Genomic DNA, 6,511 nt, shown 5'->3' with positions numbered 1-6,511 from the left:
CGGCATCGGCATCGGCGGCTGCCGCCCCCGGTCGGTGGTGTCTTGTTGCCGTTGCCGTTGCCGTTGCCGTTGCCGTTGCCGTTGCCGTTGCCGTTGGCAGTGGCAGTGGCAGTGGCAGTGGCAGTGGCAGTGGCAGTGGCAGTGGGGGCTGCGGGGCCGATGGAGGCGGGTTTCTCCGAAATGGATGCGCTGTCGGAAGCCGGGAGTTGAAGTGGGCGCTCCGGGTCGGCGGTCGGTGGGGGTGAGGGAATCAGGGGAGAGGGTCTGCGGGTGCCGTCCCGATCTGGTGATGTCGGTGGTCGGCGGGGCCAGGGAAGGCCGGGAGCCGAGGGTTCCAAGTCGGCCGCCTGCGGCAAGGGTTGGCGGCATCGCCATCGGTGGGTGCCGATGGCATCGAAGGGTGCTGCTCCTGGTCTGTTTCGGTGTTTGTGGTCGGTGGTGGCGGCCGGGCGTCGGGGGAGGCCTGTGCCGGCGGGGGCCGGGCGAGTGCTCCTGAGGGGGCGTGTCGGCGGAAGCCGGGAGTCGGTGTGTGCCGCTCCGAGTCGGCGGGGTCGAGGGAAGCGGTGGAACCGGCGGGTGTTGTCCCGAGTCGGTGAAGCCGGCGGCCGGCGCGGGCCCGGCAGGCGAGTGCGGCCTGGAGCGAGTGGTGCGGGCGGGTGTTGTCCCAGGGCGGCGATGCCTGCTGGGCGGGTCGGCGGCATCGGAAGGAGCCGGCGGCGTCGAAGGGTGTTGCTCCCGGTCGGCCCGCTTTCTTGTGGCCGGTGTTGGCGACGGGGATTGGCGCAAGTCGGGGTGTCGATGGAAGGGGGGCTGCCCCGGGTGGCGGTGCCGACGGAAGCGGGGGTTGCTCCGGGGTGGCGATTCCGGCGGGAGCGGTGGAGGCGGGGGCGGCCGAAGTCGGCTTCCACCGGCGGGTGGTGGTGACCGAAGTGGATGGGAGTCGGTGAGTGCTGCTTGGGCGGGCGCGTCGATGGGGGTCGGCGTCGGGGCGTGCTGCTCCCGGCTCGTGGTGTCCTCCTGGCGGGTGGTGTCCTCAAGGGCCGGTGATGGTGGGGAGTTGTCGGCGTGGGGTGCCGGTGTCGGGTGTCGGTGGGGGGAGTGTGACCCCTGGAAACCGTCTTTGAGGTCTGGTCGTTGGGGCCTGGTGATGGCGGTTCGTGTCGTCGTTCTGTTGTTTCTGTGGGGGTTTTCGCTCTGGTTTTGGTGTGTTGGTGAGTGGGTTTTGCGGCTGCCTCGAGTCCGTGTGTATTCCGGGCGGGGGCGGTGCACTCAGCATTGACATACCGCTTGTGCTGTTTTTTACTGGGCTGTCAGGGGACCGCTGCGGGCGGTGCCGGTGGAGAGGGGGACGGCGTGGACATGAATGTTCTGGGGACGCTCGCCGTGCGGCACAACGGTGTGTCCGTGACTCCCGCGGCGCCCAAGCCCCGTCAGGTGCTCGCCCTGCTGGCGCTGCGGGCCGGTCAGGTCGTCCCGGTGGGGGTGCTGGCCGAGGAGCTGTGGGGGGCCGCGCCCCCGCGCAGTGCCCGTACCACCCTGCAGACCTACATCCTGCAGCTGCGCGAACTCATCTCCACCGCCCTCGGCAGCAGCAGCGGCGCCAGCGGCAGCAGCGGCAGCAGCGGCGGAGCGGGCTCGGGTCGGGGTGAGGGTCCGGGTGCAGGTGAGGGCCGGGTCCTGGACCGGGGGCTGGGTGCAGGCCACGGTTTGGGTCGGGGTTTGGGTGCGGGTCGGGGCGTGGGTGGGTGTGGGCGGGCCAGGGATGTGTTGGTGACCGTTCCCGGTGGTTATCTGCTCAGGTGTGGTGACGGGGCCAGTGACGTGCGGGAGTTCGAGCGGCTCGCGGGCTGCGGGTACCGGGCCATGGATACCGGGGACCATCCCCGGGCTGCCCGTCTGCTGCGCCGGGCCCTGGAGTTGTGGAGCGGTCCCGCGCTGGCCGGCGTCCGTATCGGTCCTCAGCTGCGCGTGGAGGCCAGGCGGCTGGAGGAGAGCCGGCTGTGCGCGCTGGACCAGCGCGTGGAGGCGGACCTGCGGCTGGGGCGCCACCGCGAGCTGCTGGCGGAGCTGACCGTGCTGGTCAGCCAGTACCCCATGCACGAGAGCCTGTGCGGCCAGTACATGCTCGCCCTCCACCGTTGCGGGCGCCGCGGTGAGGCGCTCGACGCCTACCGGCGGCTGCGCGCCACCCTGGTGCGCGCCCTGGGCCTGGAGCCCTCGCCCGCCCTGGCCAGGCTGCAGCGCTCCGTCCTGATGTCGGGCCCCGGCCCTCTCCCGGCCCGCCCCACGAGCGCGGCGGCCGCGACAGGTGTGGTGGGTGCGGTGGGTGTGGTGGGTGCGGCGGACGTGGTGGGTGTGGTGGGTGGTGCCGTGGTCCGGGCGGGGTGACGCAACCCGCCTTCTTTTCTTGTGTGTTGCGGTGTTCTCCAGCGGGAATCGAGTCCTGCTCAGCTGCGGCCGTGCAGCGTTGATCACACCGGGAGGAGGAGATCACGCATGTCGTCGTTGCAGCGGTCGTCGTCGCAGCGCAGGCACTGCGTCGGGCACACCGTCCAGGTCGCGGCGCCCGCGGGCGTCGTCTACGGGCTGCTCGCCGACGCCCCGCGCTGGCCCGTCCTGCTGCCCTCCTACGTCCACGTCGAACGCGTGGATGCCGACAGTGCCGGGGACCGTCTGCGGCTGTGGCGGCTGCGCCACGGCCAGGTGCGTTGCGTGCTCGCCCGCCGCGTCCTGCACCCCGCACAGCGCCGCATCGAGTTCGAGCACCAGGACTCTTCCGCGCCCGGCGGGCCGACGTACGGCAGCTGGAACGTGTCACCCGACGGCACCGGCCGCTGCCTGGTGACCCTGCACCAGGAAAACCCCGACCCGCCCGGCACCCCCGACACGCCCAGCCCACCCGGCACGTCCGAGGTGCCCGACCTTCCCGGCCTGCCTGGCGCGTCCGGGGTGGTTGAGGGGCAGGTGCGGGCGGAGCTGGCGGCGGTGCGTGAGGCGGCCGAGCGCTGGGACCGGCTGGACGAGCTGCTGCTGTCCTTCGAGGACAGTCTCTACGTCGGCGGTTCCCCGGAGATCGTCTATGACTTCCTGTACCGGATCGGGGACTGGGGGGACCTCGTTCCCCACGTCGAACGCGTGGAGGTCGGCGAGGACCAGCCCGGTGTGCAGCGGACCGTCCTGCACACCAGCGATCCCGGCACCGGCGACACCGTCGTCTCCGAGGGCGTACGGCTGTGCTTCCCGGCCGCCGGGCGGATCGTCCACCGTCAGACGGTGACCCCCGATCCTGTCGCCGCGCACTGCGGGGAGTGGTACCTGGAGCCCGACGCCCGCGGGGTGCGGGTGGCCTGCCTGCATCAGGTGATGCTCCGTGAGAGCGCGGTGCAGTACGCCCCGGAGGCGGGGGTGCTGCCCGTCGACGCCCGCCGCCAGGTGCGCGAGTGGCTCGGGCGCACGAGCACGGAGGTGCTGACCCTGGCGCGCTGGCACGCCGAGAGCGCCCTGCGCCGGCTGCGATGAGGGCGCCCGGCGACAACCTTGCGGCGACCGGCTTCACGACGACGAGGAGACTGGCGATGGACCCCACCCGGCCGCACCGGCAGGCCGGACGGCCCCCGGCACCCCAGAGCACGACGCCGCCCCAGGCGCCCCAGAGCGTGACGCCGCCCCAGGCGCCCCGGAGCACGACGCCGACCCTGGCACCCCAGAGCACGGCGCCCGCCCAGGCTCCCCAGAGCGTGACGCCGGCCCAGGCGCCCCGGAGCGCGATGCCGGCCCGGGCACCCCGCAGTGCGGCGTCCGCGCCTGCGTTCCCGGGCCCGGCACGGCATGCGGCGCCCGCCGAGGCACCCGGGAGTGCGGTGCGGCCCGAGGCGGCGCCCGCCGAGGCACCCGGGAATGCGGTGCGGCCCGAGGCGGTGGCTGCCGGGGGGCCCGGGAGTGCGGGGAGTGCGGTGTGGCATGCGGTGCGTCTTGAGGCGCTGCTCGGTGATGTCCGCGATCCCGCCAATCCCTATGGACGTGCCGCGTTGTGGGCCGGCGGCTATGACGCCCTGCCCGCCGCCCCCGCAGCTCTGCCCGGTGCCGAGGACCTGCCGGGCGCCGACCAGCTGGCCCGCGCTCTGGGTCCGCTCTTCCGCCGGGACCTGGCCCTCGCCCACGCCTGGAGCATCCGCCCGCTGTCGAGTGCTGCGGTGCCGCATCCGGCGGCCGCCCTGCTCGGCCCGGCGGCGCTGCTCGCGGCCACCGGCAGTGTCCTGCGCGCGGTGACCCGCATCGTGGACGGCCTGAGCCGCTACGAGACCGCGGCCCGGCAGTGGCGCCCGGTCCTGGCCACCGTCTTCGCCGAACTGCTGGCCTGCCAGAGCCTGACGCGGGCGGCCCTGCGCGCCTGCCCGGCCCCGGGCCGGGACGGACCACCGGCCCCGTACCGGGCGGAGAGTGACGGTGAGCTGCTCGCCGCGGTCGCGGGCTATCTCGTGCCCCAGCTCGCCCTGGAACTGCTCGGGGATCTCGAACTGGTGCTGAACGAGTGCGGTTTCGACAGTCACACCGTCGAACGGCGCGCCCTGGCCCGTACGGTGCGCAACCGGGCGTTCGCCGGGGCCGGCCCGGCGGCCACCGGTGCCGCCCAGGCCCGCATCGTGCGCAGGCTGAACGAGACGGGCGGCGGCCCGGGGCGGGACACACCGCCCGCAACACCGCCTCACGGCACCGGCACCGACCCCGCCCCTGCCCCCGGCACCGACCCCTCGCCGGCCCCCGGCACCGGCAGCGGGCAGGACACCACCGCCGCGACGACACCGGTCGCCGGCGCCGTTTGGCCGCCGCCCGCCGCCGGCACCGCAGGCGCGCAGGTTCCCGTGACGCTGCCGGCCGCTGCGGGCAGGGCCGGCCCGCGGGCCGCCGTGACGCCATCGCCGGTTGCCGGCACCGCCGGTGTCATCGGCGCCGCCGCCGATACCGGCACTGGCGCCGATTCCGGCGCCGACGTCGGTGATGCCGGTGTCGTCGCGCTCGCCCGTATCGGCCGCAGGCTGGCCGTCGAGCGGCGGGCGTTGCGTGGGGCGTGGGCGGCCGGCGCCGTGTACGACCCGGCCGACCCGGCGGCGCGGGCCCTGGCGGACCGGCAGGCCCTGCTGGTGCTGGCCGACCGGACCTGCGCCGTGCGGGAACAGGCCGCCCGGGCGGACCGGTCCTTCCTCGGCGGCACCGGCTGGGCGCTGCTGGCGCTCGGGCGGATCACCGTGCGGCTCGGGCTCTTGGTGCCCGCCTGCGTGCCGGACGTGCGGGCACACGTGTGGGACGAACTGGCCCGGCGCGCGGCGGGCGACGCTGACTGCGACCCGGACTGCGACCCGGACGACCTGACGGGACTGCCGTGGTGAGCGCCGGCGCGGACGCCCCGCACGGCCACCGGCACCGGCACGGCCGTGACCGCGCACCGGCGGCGCCGTTCCCGTCGTCGCCGCTGGCGCCGGTGCACGTGCCCGGTCTCGACGGGCCGTGGGAGCAGGTCCAGGAGCACGTCGAGGAGACGGGACGGGCGGTGGTGCACACCACCTGGGGCCAGTGGCTCACGCCGGCCCTGCTCGATCCCGGTCTGCGCGCCCTGCTGGGCCGCGACTGGCCGCGCTACCGGCAGCACCCGGCCCCGGCCGGACGGCTGGTCCTCGCCGTCTCGCGGATGGTGCTCAAGCACACGGCCGCCGCCGTCCTGCAGGTCCCCGCCGGCCGGCTCGACCTGGCCACCCTGCCCGGCGGGCGGCCCGTGCTGCGCGGGCTCGGCGCGGATCTGCAGGTGAGCCTCGCCCACACCGACGAGCTGATCGTGGCCGGCGTCAGCCGCACCGGCCGGCTCGGTGTGGACGCCGAGCCCGCCGGACGCCGGATCTCCTTCGAGGCGCTGCGCGAGCACGTGTGCACCGCCGAGGAGGCCCGGCGGCTGGCGGCCCTGCCCGAGGAGGAACGCACGCAGGCGTTCCTGCGCCTGTGGACCCTGAAGGAGGCCTACGTCAAGGCGCTCGGGCACGGCATGCGGCACCGGTTCCCGGCCGTCGGCTTCACCTGGGACGCCACCCCAATAGCACGGCTCACCGAAGACACCGACGGGCAGTGGGCCTTCGCCACCCACCTCGTCGACGGGCGCTACCTGGTGAGCCAGGCCCACCACCAGAGCGAGACCCACCACCAGGGCGAGACCCACGACCCGGGCGGGGCGCATCCCGTGGACGCCGCGCCGCCGCAGCCGGACCGGCCGCGCATCCCGCCCCTGACGGACGGTCCGTACCTGCCGTCCCCGGCGGACCGACCGCACGGGCCGTCCCCGGCGGGCGGGCCGGACGGCGGACGGGTCCTGGACTTCCCCGCACGGCGTGGTCCCGGACAGCGGTGAGCGGACAGGACGGGCGGGGGGTTGCCGGCGTGCGGGCCGGCCGTGCAGAAACGATTCGAAAAGGAGGGCGGGGGAGGCGGACAGGGCTGCTGCGGCAACGCTGTGCGCCGTTTCCCG

Annotated in this window: 5 protein-coding genes; all 5 read left to right on the top strand. The window is 74.8% G+C overall.

What is annotated here, in order from left to right; translation table 11 throughout:
- Positions 1-210 (top strand): hypothetical protein (locus ACFYYF_RS30130; protein WP_388780681.1); only part of this gene is annotated, 210 nt, incomplete at its 5' end.
- A 1,143-nt stretch (positions 211-1,353) separates the two neighbouring features.
- Positions 1,354-2,388 carry a BTAD domain-containing putative transcriptional regulator gene (locus tag ACFYYF_RS30125; RefSeq protein WP_388780680.1) on the top strand — a complete coding sequence of 345 codons (1,035 nt, stop codon included), beginning with the start codon at positions 1,354-1,356 and terminating at the stop codon, positions 2,386-2,388.
- Positions 2,389-2,496: 108 nt separating this feature from the next.
- Positions 2,497-3,519, top strand: coding sequence for an SRPBCC family protein (locus ACFYYF_RS30120; protein ID WP_388780679.1), 1,023 nt, complete (start codon positions 2,497-2,499; stop codon positions 3,517-3,519).
- 446 nt (positions 3,520-3,965) lie between these two features.
- A complete protein-coding gene (locus ACFYYF_RS30115) occupies positions 3,966-5,387 on the top strand; it encodes a hypothetical protein (protein WP_388780678.1) in 1,422 nt (473 codons plus the stop codon).
- Positions 5,384-6,394 carry a 4'-phosphopantetheinyl transferase family protein gene (locus ACFYYF_RS30110; RefSeq protein WP_388780677.1) on the top strand — a complete coding sequence of 337 codons (1,011 nt, stop codon included), beginning with the start codon at positions 5,384-5,386 and terminating at the stop codon, positions 6,392-6,394. Before ACFYYF_RS30115 ends, ACFYYF_RS30110 begins: the two co-directional genes overlap by 4 nt.
- Positions 6,395-6,511 lie beyond the last annotated feature (117 nt).

The sequence above is a fragment of the Streptomyces sp. NPDC001914 genome (genome assembly GCF_042891215.1).
GTDB lineage: Bacteria > Actinomycetota > Actinomycetes > Streptomycetales > Streptomycetaceae > Streptomyces.
The sequence above is the reverse complement of the archived record's forward strand: the minus strand, read 5'-3'. Positions and strand labels throughout refer to the sequence as shown.

Bases quoted from the DNA above. Each gene is read 5' to 3' on its own strand.
- ACFYYF_RS30120 (WP_388780679.1), top strand. From the start codon at position 2,497: ATGTCGTCGTTGCAGCGGTCGTCGTCGCAGCGCAGGCACTGCGTCGGG.